Genomic DNA, 15,121 nt, shown 5'->3' on the forward strand with positions numbered 1-15,121 from the left:
GGGGGAGTTAATTGTCAGAGTGCATAATAGTCCTGCAGTGAGCGGACTTCAAGGTCAGCGGCCCGAACCGTGACGATTGCCTGCGCCACCGCTGCCGCCGCCGAGGCGGTGGTGTAATAGGGCACCTTGGCCGTCAGCGCGGAGGCGCGGATCGACTGGCTGTCCTTGTGGCTTTGCCAGCCTTCGGTGGTGTTGAAGATCAGCGCGATTTCGCCATCGACGATCATGTCCACGATATGCCGGCGCCCTTCGGCCACCTTGTTCACCCGCGTGACCGGAACGCCCGCTTCGGCCAGGTATTTGGCGGTGCCCCCGGTCGCCACCACGGTAAACCCAAACGCCGCCAGTTTCTTGACCGGATCGAGGATCAAGGCCTTGTCGCTGTCCTTGACCGAGACGAACAGCGTGCCGCCTTCGGGCGGCATCGTGCCTTCGGCGATCTGGCTCTTGGTATAAGCAGTGGCAAAATCCTTATCGATTCCCATAACTTCGCCGGTGCTCTTCATTTCCGGTGTGAGTACGGGGTCTGAACCGGGGAACCGGGCAAAGGGGAACACGGCTTCCTTTACCGCCATATAGGGCAGATCGCGGCGGAAGGGCGGGAAGGTGCTCAACTTCTCGCCCGCCATCACGCGGGCGGCGATCTTGGCAACGGGTTGGCCGATGGCCTTGGCGACGAAAGGAACGGTGCGGCTGGCGCGCGGGTTGACCTCGATCAGGTAAACCTCGCCGTCCTTCACCGCAAACTGCACATTCATCAGCCCGCGCACGCCCAGACCACGCGCCAGCGCTTCGGCCTGCCGTTCCATCTCGGCCACGATTTCGGGCGGCAGGCTGTAAGGCGGCAGAGTGCAGGCGCTGTCGCCGGAGTGCACCCCGGCTTCCTCGATATGCTGCATCACGCCCGCAATCACGACATCATCGCCATCGCACAGCGCATCGACATCGCATTCGATCGCATCGCGCAGATACTGGTCGACCAGCACCGGGCTGTCGCCCGACACATTCACCGCGGTGGCGATGTAATCGTCAAGCTGCGCTTCGCTGTCGACAATCTCCATAGCGCGCCCGCCTAGCACATAGGACGGACGCAGCAGCACCGGATAGCCGATGCGCGCCGCCACGGCGGCTGCTTCATCCCGGCTGCGGGCGATGCCGTTCATCGGCTGCTTCAGCTTCAGCTTGTCGACCAGCTTGGCGAACCGTTCCCGGTCTTCGGCAAGGTCGATGGCATCGGGCGAGGTGCCAAGGATCGGGATGCCCGCCTGCTGCAAAGCCTGCGCCAGCTTCAGCGGGGTCTGCCCGCCGAACTGCACGATCACGCCGAGCAGCGTGCCGCGCGACATTTCCACGCGCAGGATTTCCAGCACGTCTTCCGCCGTCAGCGGTTCGAAATACAGGCGGTCACTGGTGTCGTAATCGGTAGAGACGGTTTCCGGATTGCAGTTGACCATGATCGTTTCATAGCCCGGCCCATCGGCATCGCTGCCCAGCGCGAAGCAGGCATGGACGCAGCAATAATCGAACTCGATCCCCTGCCCGATCCGGTTCGGCCCGCCGCCCAGGATCACCACCTTGGTGCGGTCGGTCGGATCGGCCTCGTTCTCCGCCTCCCCAAAGCTGGGTGCTTCATAAGTGGAATACATGTAAGGCGTGATCGCCTCGAACTCCGCCGCGCAGCTGTCGATCCGCTTGAACACGGGCAAGACGCCGAGCTTCTCGCGCAGCTCGCGCACTTCCTCTTCCGAAGTGGCGCCCGCCATGGCGCGCAGCGCATCGTGCAGCAGGCCCGAACGCTTGGCCTGCGTTTCGCCAAGGCCGCCCGCGACATGAACAGACCGCACCGCCAGCGTGGCGAGCCGCTTGTCCGAAAAGCCCATGGCTTTCAGGCGGCGGAGGCCGGCGGCATCGTTCGGCAGGCCGACTTCGCTGATCTTGCGCTCCTCGTCGATGATCTCGCAAATGTGGCGCAGGAACCACTTGTCATAATGGGTGATGGCGTGGATCTCATCCACGGTGAAGCCTTCGCGGAAGGCCTGGCCCACTTTGAGCAGCCGGTCGGGTGCGCGCACGGAAAGCGCGGCGGTAATCTCGTCGCGCGTCGCGCCTTCGAGTTCGAGCACGCGGTTGAACCCGTCGAGCCCGGTTTCGAGGCCGCGCAGCGCCTTTTGCAGCGACTCCTTGAAATTGCGGCCAATCGCCATGACTTCCCCGACCGACTTCATGGCCGTGCTGAGCTCCGCCTTCGATCCCTTGAACTTTTCAAAGGCAAAGCGCGGAATCTTGGTGACGACATAATCGATGGTCGGTTCAAAACTGGCGGGCGTTGCGCCGGTGATCTCGTTGGTGATTTCGTCCAGCGTATACCCCACCGCCAGCTTGGCGGCGACGCGCGCAATGGGGAATCCGGTGGCCTTGGACGCCAGAGCGGAAGAGCGCGAGACGCGCGGATTCATTTCGATCACGATGAGCCGGCCATCCTTGGGATTGACCGCGAACTGCACGTTCGATCCGCCGGTTTCCACGCCGATCTCGCGCAGCACCGCAATGCTGGCGTTGCGCATGATCTGGTATTCCTTGTCGGTCAGCGTCAGCGCAGGCGCGACGGTTATGGAATCGCCCGTGTGGACGCCCATCGGATCGACATTCTCGATCGAGCAGATGATGATGCAATTGTCCGCCTTGTCGCGGACGACTTCCATCTCATATTCTTTCCACCCCAGCAGCGATTCCTCGATCAGCACTTCGGTGGTGGGGCTGGCTTCGAGGCCGCCGCGCACGATGGCTTCGAATTCGGCGCGGTTATAGGCGATGCCGCCGCCGGTGCCGCCAAGGGTAAAGCTGGGGCGAATGATCGCGGGAAGGCCCGTGCGCTCGAGAATGGCGAAGGCCTCCTCCACCGTGTTCGCCACACCGCTGCGCGCGCTTTCGAGGCCGATCTTGTCCATCGCCTCGCGGAAACGCTGCCGGTTTTCGGCCTTGTCGATGGCATCGGCCTTCGCGCCGATCATCTCGACGCCGTATTTGGCGAGCACGCCCATCTCGTCGAGCTTCAGCGCGCAGTTCAGCGCGGTCTGCCCGCCCATCGTGGGCAGCAGCGCATCGGGCCGTTCCTTGGCGATGATCTTCGCCACGATATCGGGCGTGATCGGCTCGATATAGGTGGCGTCCGCGAACTCCGGATCGGTCATGATCGTGGCGGGGTTGGAGTTCACCAGGATCACCCGGTAACCCTCCTCCTTCAGCGCCTTGATCGCCTGCGTGCCGGAATAGTCGAACTCGCACGCCTGCCCGATGATGATCGGACCAGCGCCAATGACGAGGATCGAGGAGATGTCAGTGCGTTTGGGCATTAGAAATGTTCTTCGCCTAGCTTTTTGAGTTGGTTGAAAGCGCCCTCGGTCAGGCGAAGCGATTGAGAAAGCTTGTTTTGGAACTCTCGGTCTTTGGAGCCGTAGGTATCAATCCGGCTGAATTTTCGCCATCTATCTCTATGGCTCGGATAGCGCCCGAACACTCTGTATGCCCTATGCGAGAGTCTTGATCTTCAATTGAGAACTGCTTCACGACTGCCATCGATCAGTCTCCCAACATCCCCACAAACTTCTCGAACAAATAGAAGCTGTCCTGCGGCCCCGGCGAGGCTTCCGGGTGATACTGCACCCCGAACGCACGCTTGCCGCTGATCGAAATCCCGCAGTTGGAGCCATCGAACAGCGAACGGTGCGTCTCCACCACGCCCTCCGGCAAAGTCGCCGCATCCACTGCAAAGCCGTGGTTCATGCTGGTGATCTCCACCAGCCCCTCGGTTGCGCCCCAAACGCCGCCCACGCGCTGCACCGGATGGTTCGCGCCGCGGTGCCCCTGATGCATCTTGGTGGTCTTGGCGCCTGCTGCCAGCGCCAGCATCTGATGGCCAAGGCAGATGCCGAACAGCGGCATGTCCATATCAAGCAGCGCCTTGATCACCGGCACCGCATATTCGCCCGTTGCCGCCGGATCGCCGGGACCGTTGGATAGGAACACGCCATCGGGCTTCAGCGCGAGGATTTCCTCCAGCGAAGTCCGGGCCGGAACCACCGTCACCTTTGCGCCTGCGCGCACCAGATTGCGGAAGATATTGTCCTTCGCGCCGTAATCGATCGCCACCACATGCGGCTTGGCCTCGAACGAGGCGCGGCCATAACCGTGGCCCAGACGCCAGTAGCCGCCTTCCCAGCCCTCCTGCTTTTGCCGCGTCACCCGCTGGGCGAGATCCATCCCTTCCAGCCCCGGCCATTCAGCCGCGCGTTGCAGCAGCGCGTCGATGTCGAACTTGCCACCCGGATCATGCGCAATCACCGCATTGGGCGCGCCCGACTGGCGGATGCGGCGCGTCAGCGCGCGGGTATCCACGCCCGAAAGGCCGATCTTCCCATGGCCCGCCATCCACTCGGCAAATTCACGCGTCGCGCGGAAATTGGAGCTGTGCGTCACGTCCTCGCGCACAATGCAGCCCACCGCGCCTTCGACATGGCTTTCCACATCCTCGTCATTCGTGCCGACATTGCCGATATGCGGAAAGGTGAAGGTGACGATCTGCGCGGCATAGGAAGGATCGGTCATCACCTCCTGATAACCGGTCATGCTGGTGTTGAAGCACACCTCGCCCACCGCGCTGCCGGTGGCGCCAAAGCCCTTGCCCCATACCACCGTGCCATCGGCCAGAACCAGGACGCCGGTCGCCCCCTTGGGTTGCGCGTGCGAAGGCGCGGAAAAGGCCATGATGGACTCCCGTTGGCAAGTGATGCGGTAATGCGTGCTAAGAGGTGGCCGCTATAGCCGTGCCCCCCTCGCGTCAAGGCTAAGGGCGAACTATATTTGCCACGCGGCCATGCTTTCCCTAGGGCTGCACGCAATCCATCCACAGGAAAGAGACGGACAACCCATGCTTCGCGATACGATCAAGACCGAAACCGTTGCCGCCATGAAAGCGGGCGACAAGGTCCGCACCGCCGCGCTGCGCCTGATCGGCGCGAAGATCAAGGACCGCGACATCGAACTGCGCACCGGGAAGGCTCCCGATAACGACGATGATCTAGTGGTCGACGTGCTGCGCAAGATGGCGAAACAGCGCCGCGAATCGATTGCGCTCTACGAACAGGGGGGGCGCGCCGAACTGGCGGCACAGGAACAGGCCGAACTCGCCGTGATCGAGGAATTCCTGCCCCAGACCATGAGTGACGAGCAGACCACCGCCGCGATTCTGGCGATCAAGGCGGAAATCGGCGCGGAAAGCGTCAAGGACATGGGCCGCGTGATGGCCGAACTCAAAGCCCGCCACGGCAGCCAGCTCGACATGAGCAAGGCGAGCGCTCTGGTGAAAGCGGCGCTGAGCTAAGCCACAAATCTCCCCCCCCCGCTTGCGGGAGTGGCTGGGGGTGGGCATTAGGAACACATGGCCCTTTCACCCCAATGGCTGGACGAACTGCGCGCACGGGTGACGCTGTCCTCCGTCATCATGCGCACGGTGAAGCTGACGCGCGCGGGGCGCGAATGGAAGGCGTGCTGCCCCTTCCATCAGGAAAAATCACCCAGCTTCTATGTCAACGACCAGAAGGGCTTTTACCACTGCTTTGGCTGCCAGGCGCATGGCGATGTCATCAGCTGGATGACCGATCAGCGCGGGCTTTCCTTCATGGACGCGGTGAAGGAACTGGCGGCGCAGGCAGGCATGGAAGTCCCCGCCCCCTCCCCGCGTGAGGCAGAGGCCGCGCAGCAGCGCGCAGGCCTGCACGATGTGATGGCGGCGGCGCAGCAATGGTTTGTCGCACAACTAGCTTCTCCTGCCGGTCAGGCCGCGCGCGATTACCTCAAGCGGCGCGGATTCAACGCGCGCACGGTGGAACGTTTCGGCTTTGGCTTTGCGCCCGATGATCGCACCGCGCTGAAAACCGCGCTGTCGCGGTTCGATGAAAGCCTGCTGGTGGAAGCGGGCCTGCTGATCCAGGTGGATGACAAGCCACCCTATGACCGGTTCCGGGCCCGTCTGATGCTGCCCATTCAGGACGCGCGCGAGCGGGTGATCGGTTTTGGCGGACGCGTGCTGGAGGATAGAGAGGGCGTTGCGAAATATCTCAACAGCCCCGACACGCCGTTGTTCGACAAAGGGCGCACACTCTACAACCTCCACCGCGCCGGGCCGGCCAGCCGAAAGAGCGGGCGCGTGGTGGTGGTCGAAGGCTATATGGATGTCATTGCGCTGTCCGCGGCAGGGATCGAGGACGCCGTTGCCCCCATGGGCACTGCGCTGACCGAACAGCAGATCGAATTGCTGTGGCGTCTGGTGGGCAAGCCCGTGCTGTGTTTCGATGGCGATAATGCGGGCAGGCGCGCAGCGATGAAAGCGGCCTTGCGCGCCCTTCCCCTGCTGCGCCCCGGCCATTCGCTGCAATTCGTGCAGCTTCCATCGGGCATGGACCCGGACGATGTGATCAGGAAACAAGGCAAAGCCGCGATGGAGGCCATTCTGGCCGCGCCCGTGCCGCTGCTCGATCTGGTCTGGCAGGCAGAGCGTGATGCTGCCCCTCTCGCCTCGCCTGAGGATAAGGCGGGGCTTAAATCGCGGTTGCTCGATCACGCCGACCAAATCGCACATCCCGATATAAAGGCGCTGTATCGGCGCGAGTGGCTCGATCGCTATTCCGCCTTTGCTTTTCCACCGCGTGAAGCGCGAAGCCCCGGCGCGGCGCGCTGGCAAGGCAGGAATGGCAAGCCGCAAAGCCCCGTTCAATCGCCGGAAGTAAGCGCGCGGCTGCGCCAATTGTCCCAAAGCGCCACGCGCGGCGCGTTTCGCGATGCGCTGGCGCAGGCGGTATTGGCCGGCCTTGCGCGCTATCCCGACCAGATCGAGCGTCATGCCGAACACCTGTTGCGCCTGTCGATCAGTGTCCCGGAAACCGCGCAGATCGTGGATTTGCTGCTGCACGCCGCCGAAGGACTTGAAGCGGGCGCGCAATTACCCATATCGCTGTCAGGCATCCTGCCGCCGCCGCCGGATAACACCCGTTTCACCTTTCTTGGCGAAGGTTCCGATCCGGACGTCGCGCGAGAGGATCTGGCCGAAGCGATTGCCCTGCTCGTGGAAAAGCCCGAACTGGAAGACGCAATAGCTGCGGCCACGGCCCGTTTCGATACCGATCCCGAAGGCGCTTTTGCCGAGCAGCAACGCTTGCGCAAACGAAAGCTGGAAATTGAGGAGCGTATCGGGCAAATGGCACGCAAACGCGCCTCTGCCCCCATGGCAGAGAGCAAGGGACATATTGCCGGGGACACCCATTCCTCCCACGGCGACAAGGAAACGGATTGAAAGCCAGATGGCGGCCGAAGACACCAGCACCCAGACCGATGATGCACCGCTGATCGACCTCAACGAAGCTTCCATCAAGAAGCTGCTCTCCAAGGCGCGGCGGCGTGGTTATATCACTTATGACGAACTGAACGACGCGCTGCCTTCGGATCAGATGAGCCCCGACCAGATCGAGGACATCCAGACCGCGATTTCCGAAATGGGCGTGCAGATCGTCGAGAGTGACGAGGACGCCATCGAGGAAGAGGGCGACGAATCCGCCGACGATGCGGCTTCGGATGATGATTCGGGTGATGACGACGGCGAGGACAAGAACGTCCCGGAGAAGAAGCGCACGGTCGGCGCGGGCGAACGCACCGACGATCCCGTACGCATGTATCTGCGCGAAATGGGCGCGGTCGAACTGCTCAGCCGCGAAGGCGAGATTGCCATCGCCAAGCGGATCGAGGCCGGGCGCGACACCATGATCATGGGCCTGTGCGAAAGCCCGATCACATTCCACGCCATCATCATGTGGTCCGAAGCGCTGAACAATGGCGAGATGCAGCTGCGCGAGATCCTCGATCTGGACGCCATGCTCTCCAAGGAGCCTCCCGTCGACAAGATGGAGGAAGGCGCTGAGGACGATGATGACGACGGCGAAATCTCCGAAGCCACCGCCGGTCCCACCATCCGCGAGGAAGAGGACGAGGAAGAGCCGGAAGAGGAGCTCGACGAGGACGGAGAGCCGGTTACCCGTCGTCGCGAGGAAGATGACGAGGAAGACAACACCATGTCCCTCGCCCAGATGGAAGCGGCGCTCAAGCCGGAGGCGCTGGAGCGGTTTGCCCGCATCACCGACCTGTTCAAGAAGTTCGAGAAGCTTCAGGCCGAACGCGTCGAAGTGCTGGGCCGCGGCGACGAGTTCCCCAAGGCCAAGGAAAACAAATACGAGGAGCTGCGCGAGCAGCTGACCGCCGAGGTCGAAAGCGTGCAGTTCCACGCCAGCAAGATCGAATATCTTGTCGACAACCTCTATGCCTTCAACCGCCGGTTGACCGCGCTGGGCGGGCAGATGCTGCGCCTGGCGGAACGGCACAAGGTGAAGCGCGCCGATTTCCTCGACAGCTATGTCGGCAACGAGCTGGACGAAGCATGGCTCGCCACCATGGCGAAGAAGGACAAAAAGTGGGCCGCCTTTGCCGAAAAGGAAGCCGATGCGGTGGAACGCATCCGCGCCGAAATTGCCGACATCGCGTCGGCCACCGGCATGAGCCTCAACGAATTCCGCCGCATCGTGAACATGGTGCAAAAGGGCGAGCGCGAGGCGCGCATTGCCAAGAAGGAAATGGTCGAGGCCAATCTGCGCCTGGTGATTTCCATCGCCAAGAAATACACCAATCGTGGCCTGCAATTCCTTGATCTTATTCAAGAAGGCAATATCGGCCTGATGAAGGCGGTCGACAAGTTCGAATACCGGCGCGGCTACAAGTTCTCCACCTATGCCACCTGGTGGATCCGGCAGGCGATCACCCGCTCGATCGCGGATCAGGCGCGCACGATCCGCATTCCGGTGCACATGATCGAAACGATCAACAAGCTGGTGCGCACCAGCCGCCAGTTCCTGCACGAACAGGGCCGCGAGCCGACGCCCGAAGAAATGGCCGAGCGCCTGTCCATGCCGCTCGAAAAAGTGCGCAAGGTGATGAAGATTGCCAAGGAGCCGATCTCCCTCGAAACCCCAATCGGGGACGAGGAAGACAGCCATCTGGGCGATTTCATCGAAGACAAGAACGCGGTGATCCCGGTGGATGCCGCCATTCAGGCGAACCTGCGCGAAACGGTCACCCGCGTGCTCGCCAGCCTGACCCCGCGTGAAGAGCGCGTGCTGCGCATGCGCTTTGGCATCGGCATGAACACCGATCACACGCTGGAAGAAGTGGGCCAGCAGTTCTCGGTCACCCGCGAGCGTATTCGCCAGATCGAGGCAAAGGCGCTGCGCAAGCTCAAGCACCCCTCACGCAGCCGCAAGATGCGTTCGTTTTTGGATCAGTAATTGCCCAAAAGACCCCGCCCCGGCGGGGTTTTTCATGCGCCCTTTCGACGAAGCGGCCAGATGAACTGCCGCAGCCACCCTTCGGGCGCACGCTCACCCGCAACGCCGTATCCCGCAGGCCAACGGTCTTCCGGCATGTGATAGGTGCCAAACCACCGGTCGATCACCGGCAGGTGCACGGCAAAGTTCACATCGCGCGCTTCCGGCTCGATCCCATGGTGCCAGTGGTGGAAACGCGGCATCGCCACCCACCGCTCCAGCCATGCGGTGCGCGGGGCGAAATTGGCGTGGATGAACACCGCGTGGAAACTGACCAGCGCAAGATAGGCGTAGACCGCGCTCTCGGCAAAACCCGCCAGCACCAGCGCCAGCAGCACCATGCCGCGCGTGGCAATCACATCGACCAGGTGCAGCCGCGATCCCGCCAGCCAGTCCATCACCTCCACGCTGTGATGCACCTTGTGAAACCGCCACAGCAACGGCAGGGCATGAAAGGCCCGGTGGATGCCGTATTGCGCCAAATCGGCCAACAGCACGCACAGCGCAAACTGCGCCACCCACGGCAATGCCTGCACCGCGCTTTGCACGACCGGATGCGCGACCATCGCGCCGAAATGCACCACCGGGGCCACCACCAGCACGCTCAGCAATTGCACCAGCGCATGGGCGAGGAAGAAATACTGCGCATCGGTCAGCCACCCCTTGCGGAACGGGCCTTGCCGCCTACGCAGGGCAAAGGCGCGCTCCAGCGGCACAAACAAGGCGGCGGTGGACAATGTGCCCAGCACGAACCAGTCGAGGCCCAGATAGAGGCTTGCGCCGCTGCCATCGCCCAATTCCGCACCGCCCCCACCCATCGCAAGTGCCAGCGCCGCCAAGGCCAACCCGGCCAGCCCCAGTGCCTTCTTCCGTCGCAGCAGCAACGACAGGCCTGCCAATGCCAGAACCAGAAGGATCGCCGCATCAATAGCCAAGCGCACGAGTACGAGCGGGTAGAGCGACCGCAATTCAGGCAGTGTCAGATATTGCGGGAAATGCAGGCACAGCACCGCGAACACCGCCAGCAGGCCCAGCACGACCCCCAGAACGCCGCTGATCCAGCCTGTGCCAAACCGGCGCGGGGCATTGTCGGCGAATGTCCGCGCCAGCCAGTCCTCCGCCGAAAGCGGCGCGGACTTCAGCGGCTCTCCGGCACCCACACCGCGCCCTTGATATACCGGATCTGCCCAGCCTCGTTCAGCAGATAGTGGATGTAGAATTCCACCTCGACGCTCACCCCCTTGGGCACCACGCTCATCCCCTGATAGCCCTTTTCCGCCAACACCTTAGCCGACAAGTCCTTAAGCCCGGTAAAGCGGATCACGACATTGGCGACAAAGCCTTGGTTGCCGGGAAAGAACTCCCGAAACGTCACTTCTTCGGCGCAATATTCGTGGAAGAAGGCATAGAAGGCACGAAACGCTTCCTTGCCGCGCACCGCAAAGCCGGCATTTTCGAGCACGAAATCATCGGCAAAGAAGGTTTCCATCGCCGCGTAATCGCGCGCGTTGAAGGCGGCGAGATAGCGGTGGTAATCGGCCTCGGTCATCATGTGCCCCACGCTATAGCCCTGCTTGGCCGGGTGAAAGGCATTTTCCCCGTCTTTTCGGCTATAACGGGCCTTTTGCGGTGGCAAGGCGGACCACAAGGCACTATGTGCGCGGGCATGAAGATCGCCATCGCCTCGGACCATGCCGCATTCGACCTGAAAACCCAGCTTGCGCAGGATCTGGCCGATTGGGGGCACGAGGTGATCGATCTGGGGCCGGACAGCGCGGAGCGGGTGGATTACCCCGATTACGGCTACAGGCTGGCCGATTGCGTGGCCAGCGGCCGGGCGCAGCGCGGCGTGGTGCTGTGCGGATCGGGCATCGGCATTTCCATCGCGGTCAACCGCCATCCGGGCGCGCGCTGCGCACTGGTCAATGATCCATATTCCGCGGCGCTCGCGCGGGAGCATAATGATGCCAATGTGATTGCCATGGGTGCACGCCTGATCGGCCCGGACATGGCGCGCACATGCTTGCAGACCTTTCTCGTCGCGGAATTTTCCGGCGGCCGCCATCAGCAGCGCGTCGAAAAATTGTCGAACCCGCCTTTCTCCTCCCACTCGCAGGAAATTGCCTGATGTCCTCTCTCGCCAGCCCCGCCCACAGTGATGCGCTTTCCCGTTTCTGGCACGATGATCTGGCTGATGCCGATCCCGAAGTGTTCGCGATCATCGGCCGCGAACTGGGCCGGCAGCGCGACCGGATCGAGCTGATTGCGAGCGAGAATATCGCCAGCCCGGCAGTAATGCAGGCGACCGGCAGCGTCTTCACCAACAAATATGCCGAAGGCTATCCGGGCAAGCGCTATTACGGCGGCTGCGACTATGCTGACGAGGTGGAACTGCTGGCAATCGAACGCGCGAAGAAGCTGTTCGGCTGCAATTTCGCCAATGTGCAGCCCAATTCGGGCAGCCAGATGAACCAGGCGGTGTTCCTGGCGCTGCTCAATCCGGGCGATACCTTTCTTGGCCTCGACCTCGCCAGCGGCGGTCACCTGACGCATGGCAGCCCGGTGAATATGAGCGGCAAGTGGTTCAACGCAGTGCCCTATGGCGTGCGCCGCGAGGACAGCCGGATCGATATCGATCAGGTGCGCGAACTGGCGCACAAGCACAAGCCCAAGCTGATCATTTCAGGCGCCACCGCCTATCCGCGCCAGTGGGATTTTGCCGCCTTCCGCGAGATTGCGGACGAAGTAGGCGCCTATCTGCTGGCGGACATGTCGCATTTTTCGGGCCTTGTGGCGGGTGGCGCGCATCCCAACCCCTTCCCCCACGCGCATATCGTGACCAGCACCACGCACAAGTCCTTGCGCGGCCCGCGTTCGGGCATCATCTTGTGGAATGACGAGGCGCTGTCCAAGCCGCTCAACATGGCGGTGTTTCCGGGCATGCAGGGCGGCCCGCTGATGCATATCGTGGCAGCCAAGGCGGTTGCCTTTGCCGAGGCGCTGCGGCCTGAATTCAAGATCTATGCCGCGTCCATCGTGGAGAATGCCAAGGCGCTGGCCGCCAGCCTGGCCGAAAGCGGCGTCAACATCGTGTCAGGTGGCACCGACAACCACCTGATGCTGGTTGATCTCACACCCAAGAATGTCACCGGCAAGGCGGCGGAAAAGGGTCTCGATCGGGCCTTCCTCACCTGCAACAAGAACGCCATCCCCTTTGATCCGGCCTCGCCATTCGTCACCTCTGGCGTCCGCCTTGGCACGCCCGCAGGCACCACGCGCGGCTTTGGCCCGGCGGAGTTCCGCAAGATCGGTCAGCTTATTGCAGAGGTGATTGACGGGATGAGCCGCAACGGCGAAGAAGGTGACGCGCAGGTGGAAGAACGCGTGCGCCGCCAGGTGCAGGAATTGTGCGCGGCGTTTCCGGTCTATCCGGGGAGGTAAATCCCATGAACGATCCCGACAAACCCATCGACCGGCGTATCCTGGTGGATGCCATTGCCGAGGTGAAAAGCATGGGCCGCGAAGGGATGGCCCATCCTTCCACAAAGCCAGTGCTGACCGGCGCGGCAGTCGGTGCAGTCGCAGCGGCCCTGTTACCTGTGGTGACATGGCCCATTGGCATGATCGCGGGTGCCGGCTTCATGATTTACAAGCGGATCAGGCCGTAACTCCCTGATGCGTTGCCCGTTTTGTGCCCATGATGACAGTCAGGTAAAGGATTCGCGGCCCACAGAGGACAACACCGCAATCCGCCGCCGACGCCAGTGCGAAAGCTGCGGCGGGCGCTTCACTACCTTCGAACGCGTGCAGTTGCGCGATGTGCTGGTGGTGAAAAGCGGTGGCAAGCGCGAACCGTTCGACCGTGCGAAGATCGAACAATCGGTCAGCCTCGCCTGCCGCAAGCGGGCGATTGAGCAGGAACGGATCGACCAGCTTGTCTCCGGCATCCAACGGCAGGTCGAAACCGCGGGCGATGGCGAGGTGCCGTCCTCGCGCATTGGCGAAATGGTGATGGACGGGCTGCGTCAGATCGATTCAGTCGCCTATATCCGCTTCGCCTCGGTCTACCGCGATTTCAGCGAAGCCCGCGATTTCGAGGAATTCGCCAGCCAGGTGCGCGATGCCGGGCATGAGTAAGCCGCCCGTTATCGTGCTGGTGCGCCCGCAACTTGGCGAGAATATCGGCAAGGCGGCGCGCGCCATGCTCAATTTCGGCCTTACCGAGATGCGCCTTGTTTCCCCGCGCGATGGTTGGCCCAACCCTGCCGCCGGCCCCGCTGCATCGGGTGCGGATGTCGTGCTGGAACAGGCGCAGGTCTATGCCAGCGTGGCCGAAGCCGTGGCCGACTGCGCCCATGTCTATGCCACCACGGTGCGCAAGCGCGGCGTCACCAAGCCGGTAGTCAATGCCGAGGAAGCCGCGCGGGATATCCATGCAGCGCAGAACAGCGGCGGGGGCCGCAGCGCCATCCTGTTCGGCCCGGAGCGTTCGGGGCTGGAAACCGAGGATGTCGCGCTCGCCCGCACGATCCTGACCGTGCCGATCAATCCCGAATTCGGCTCGCTCAATCTGGCGCAGGCAGTGATTCTCGTCGCCTATGAATGGTCGAAAGGCGTCAGTCTGGCCCAGCCCACGCTGGAAGACCTGCTGCCCCCCGCTCCGCAGGAGGAACTGGAGGGGCTGATCGCGCATTTCGAGGAGCTGCTGGCGCCGAAGGGCTATTTCCGGCCCGAAGCCCGCGCCGAGGCTACGCGCCGCACCTTGCGCTCCCTGCTCACCAAGCCGGCGTGGAACCATCTGGAAGTGCGCACCTTGCGCGGCGTGCTCAATTACCTGGGCAAGCGCGATCGCGACTGACACTTTCCTGCACGCCCGCCCCTGCACTTGACCTGACGCCGCCTTCTGCTATGCGCGCGGCTCACTTCGATCAGGAGCGCTTGCGGGCGCGCCTTCGATTGGTCCCGCATCCCGGTGAAGCGGTGGCCGCATGACAGGGGTTTCCCCGCCATGGTGCACGACCGGGTTGAAGCGCTGCCAACAGGGGCGGCGATGCAGATTGGAGAAGACACATGACGAAGCGCACCAGCGCCAAGCACAAGCTCGACCGCCGCATGGGCGAAAACATCTGGGGCCGTCCGAATTCCCCGGTGAACAAGCGCGCCTATGGCCCCGGCCAGCATGGCCAGCGCCGCAAGGGCAAGATGAGCGATTTCGGCCTGCAGCTGCGCGCCAAGCAGAAGCTGAAGGGCTATTACGGCGATGTGACGGAAAAGCAGTTCCGCCGCACCTACGAAGAAGCCACCCGCATGAAGGGCGACGCCAGCCAGAACCTGATCGGCCTGCTCGAACGCCGTCTGGACATGGTGGTGTACCGCGCCAAGTTCGCGCCGACGATCTTCGCCGCGCGCCAGATCGTCAGCCACGGCCACATTTATGTGAACGGCGTGAAGTGCAACATCGCCAGCCGCCGCGTGAATGTGGGCGACGTGATCAGCCTGGGCGACAAGGCCAAGACCATGGCTCTCGTAATCGAAGCGCAGAGCCTGCCTGAGCGTGATATCCCCGATTACGTGGCCGTCGACGGCACCGACAAGGTGACCTTCACCCGCGTGCCGAAGCTGGAAGACGTGCCCTACCCGGTGACGATGGAACCGAACCTGGTGGTCGAATTCTACTCGCGCTAAGATTTCGGACTATT

Annotated in this window: 13 protein-coding genes; 9 read left to right on the plus strand and 4 right to left on the minus strand. The window is 62.7% G+C overall.

What is annotated here, in order from left to right; all coding sequences use genetic code 11:
• Window positions 1–14: 14 nt before the first annotated feature.
• The gene (gene carB / locus WFP39_RS01775) at window positions 15–3,353 is read right to left on the minus strand and encodes a carbamoyl-phosphate synthase large subunit (protein WP_336917413.1); all 3,339 of its coding nucleotides are present in this window, start codon (window positions 3,351–3,353) and stop codon (window positions 15–17) included.
• 226 nt (window positions 3,354–3,579) lie between these two features.
• Window positions 3,580–4,764 (minus strand): glutamine-hydrolyzing carbamoyl-phosphate synthase small subunit, encoded by a 1,185-nt coding sequence (gene carA, locus WFP39_RS01780; protein ID WP_336917414.1) that lies wholly within the window; start codon window positions 4,762–4,764, stop codon window positions 3,580–3,582.
• Between the two features lie 163 nt (window positions 4,765–4,927).
• On the opposite strand from carA, the gene WFP39_RS01785 reads away from it, so the two are divergent.
• Genes WFP39_RS01785 through rpoD form a run of 3 tightly spaced genes read left to right on the plus strand, consistent with a single transcriptional unit; the run spans window position 4,928 to window position 9,383 of the window.
• The gene (locus WFP39_RS01785; RefSeq protein WP_336917415.1) at window positions 4,928–5,380 is read left to right on the plus strand and encodes a GatB/YqeY domain-containing protein; all 453 of its coding nucleotides are present in this window, start codon (window positions 4,928–4,930) and stop codon (window positions 5,378–5,380) included.
• 57 nt (window positions 5,381–5,437) lie between these two features.
• On the plus strand, window positions 5,438–7,348 hold the full coding sequence (gene dnaG / locus WFP39_RS01790; protein ID WP_336917416.1) for a DNA primase: 1,911 nt from the start codon (window positions 5,438–5,440) through the stop codon (window positions 7,346–7,348).
• 7 nt (window positions 7,349–7,355) lie between these two features.
• Window positions 7,356–9,383 carry an RNA polymerase sigma factor RpoD gene (gene rpoD, locus WFP39_RS01795; RefSeq protein ID WP_336917417.1) on the plus strand — a complete coding sequence of 676 codons (2,028 nt, stop codon included), beginning with the start codon at window positions 7,356–7,358 and terminating at the stop codon, window positions 9,381–9,383.
• A 32-nt stretch (window positions 9,384–9,415) separates the two neighbouring features.
• Here rpoD and WFP39_RS01800 read toward each other — a convergent pair whose 3' ends face one another.
• Window positions 9,416–10,582, minus strand: a complete 1,167-nt coding sequence (locus WFP39_RS01800) for a sterol desaturase family protein (protein ID WP_336917418.1) — start codon at window positions 10,580–10,582, stop codon at window positions 9,416–9,418.
• Entirely contained in the window at window positions 10,561–10,974 is a 414-nt protein-coding gene (locus WFP39_RS01805; RefSeq protein WP_336917419.1) for a nuclear transport factor 2 family protein, read from the minus strand. Before WFP39_RS01805 ends, WFP39_RS01800 begins: the two co-directional genes overlap by 22 nt.
• Window positions 10,975–11,088: 114 nt before the next feature.
• Here WFP39_RS01805 and rpiB point away from each other — a divergent pair, with 114 nt between their 5' ends.
• From rpiB to rpsD, 6 genes are all read left to right on the plus strand, one after another.
• On the plus strand, window positions 11,089–11,550 hold the full coding sequence (gene rpiB / locus WFP39_RS01810; protein WP_336917420.1) for a ribose 5-phosphate isomerase B: 462 nt from the start codon (window positions 11,089–11,091) through the stop codon (window positions 11,548–11,550).
• Window positions 11,550–12,863 (plus strand): serine hydroxymethyltransferase, encoded by a 1,314-nt coding sequence (glyA, locus tag WFP39_RS01815; RefSeq protein WP_336917421.1) that lies wholly within the window; start codon window positions 11,550–11,552, stop codon window positions 12,861–12,863. The genes rpiB and glyA overlap by 1 nt, the downstream gene beginning before the upstream one ends.
• Before the next feature lie 5 nt (window positions 12,864–12,868).
• On the plus strand, window positions 12,869–13,090 hold the full coding sequence (locus WFP39_RS01820) for a hypothetical protein (protein ID WP_336917422.1): 222 nt from the start codon (window positions 12,869–12,871) through the stop codon (window positions 13,088–13,090).
• Window positions 13,091–13,097: 7 nt separating this feature from the next.
• Window positions 13,098–13,559, plus strand: coding sequence for a transcriptional regulator NrdR (nrdR, locus tag WFP39_RS01825; protein ID WP_336917423.1), 462 nt, complete (start codon window positions 13,098–13,100; stop codon window positions 13,557–13,559).
• On the plus strand, window positions 13,543–14,280 hold the full coding sequence (locus tag WFP39_RS01830; protein WP_336917424.1) for an RNA methyltransferase: 738 nt from the start codon (window positions 13,543–13,545) through the stop codon (window positions 14,278–14,280). Before nrdR ends, WFP39_RS01830 begins: the two co-directional genes overlap by 17 nt.
• A 212-nt stretch (window positions 14,281–14,492) precedes the next feature.
• Window positions 14,493–15,107 carry a 30S ribosomal protein S4 gene (gene rpsD / locus WFP39_RS01835; RefSeq protein ID WP_336917425.1) on the plus strand — a complete coding sequence of 205 codons (615 nt, stop codon included), beginning with the start codon at window positions 14,493–14,495 and terminating at the stop codon, window positions 15,105–15,107.
• Window positions 15,108–15,121: the final 14 nt, after the last annotated feature.

The organism is Alteraurantiacibacter lauratis, from assembly GCF_037154155.1.
In the GTDB taxonomy this organism is placed as follows: Bacteria; Pseudomonadota; Alphaproteobacteria; order Sphingomonadales; family Sphingomonadaceae; genus Alteraurantiacibacter; species Alteraurantiacibacter lauratis.

Bases quoted from the DNA above. Each gene is read 5' to 3' on its own strand.
- glyA (WP_336917421.1), top strand. From the start codon at position 11,550: ATGTCCTCTCTCGCCAGCCCCGCCCACAGTGATGCGCTTTCCCGTTTC.
- rpiB (WP_336917420.1), top strand. From the start codon at position 11,089: ATGAAGATCGCCATCGCCTCGGACCATGCCGCATTCGACCTGAAAACC.
- carA (WP_336917414.1), bottom strand. From the start codon at position 4,764: ATGGCCTTTTCCGCGCCTTCGCACGCGCAACCCAAGGGGGCGACCGGC.
- WFP39_RS01785 (WP_336917415.1), top strand. From the start codon at position 4,928: ATGCTTCGCGATACGATCAAGACCGAAACCGTTGCCGCCATGAAAGCG.
- rpoD (WP_336917417.1), top strand. From the start codon at position 7,356: ATGGCGGCCGAAGACACCAGCACCCAGACCGATGATGCACCGCTGATC.
- carB (WP_336917413.1), bottom strand. From the start codon at position 3,353: ATGCCCAAACGCACTGACATCTCCTCGATCCTCGTCATTGGCGCTGGT.
- nrdR (WP_336917423.1), top strand. From the start codon at position 13,098: ATGCGTTGCCCGTTTTGTGCCCATGATGACAGTCAGGTAAAGGATTCG.
- WFP39_RS01830 (WP_336917424.1), top strand. From the start codon at position 13,543: ATGCCGGGCATGAGTAAGCCGCCCGTTATCGTGCTGGTGCGCCCGCAA.
- WFP39_RS01805 (WP_336917419.1), bottom strand. From the start codon at position 10,974: ATGATGACCGAGGCCGATTACCACCGCTATCTCGCCGCCTTCAACGCG.
- WFP39_RS01820 (WP_336917422.1), top strand. From the start codon at position 12,869: ATGAACGATCCCGACAAACCCATCGACCGGCGTATCCTGGTGGATGCC.
- dnaG (WP_336917416.1), top strand. From the start codon at position 5,438: ATGGCCCTTTCACCCCAATGGCTGGACGAACTGCGCGCACGGGTGACG.
- rpsD (WP_336917425.1), top strand. From the start codon at position 14,493: ATGACGAAGCGCACCAGCGCCAAGCACAAGCTCGACCGCCGCATGGGC.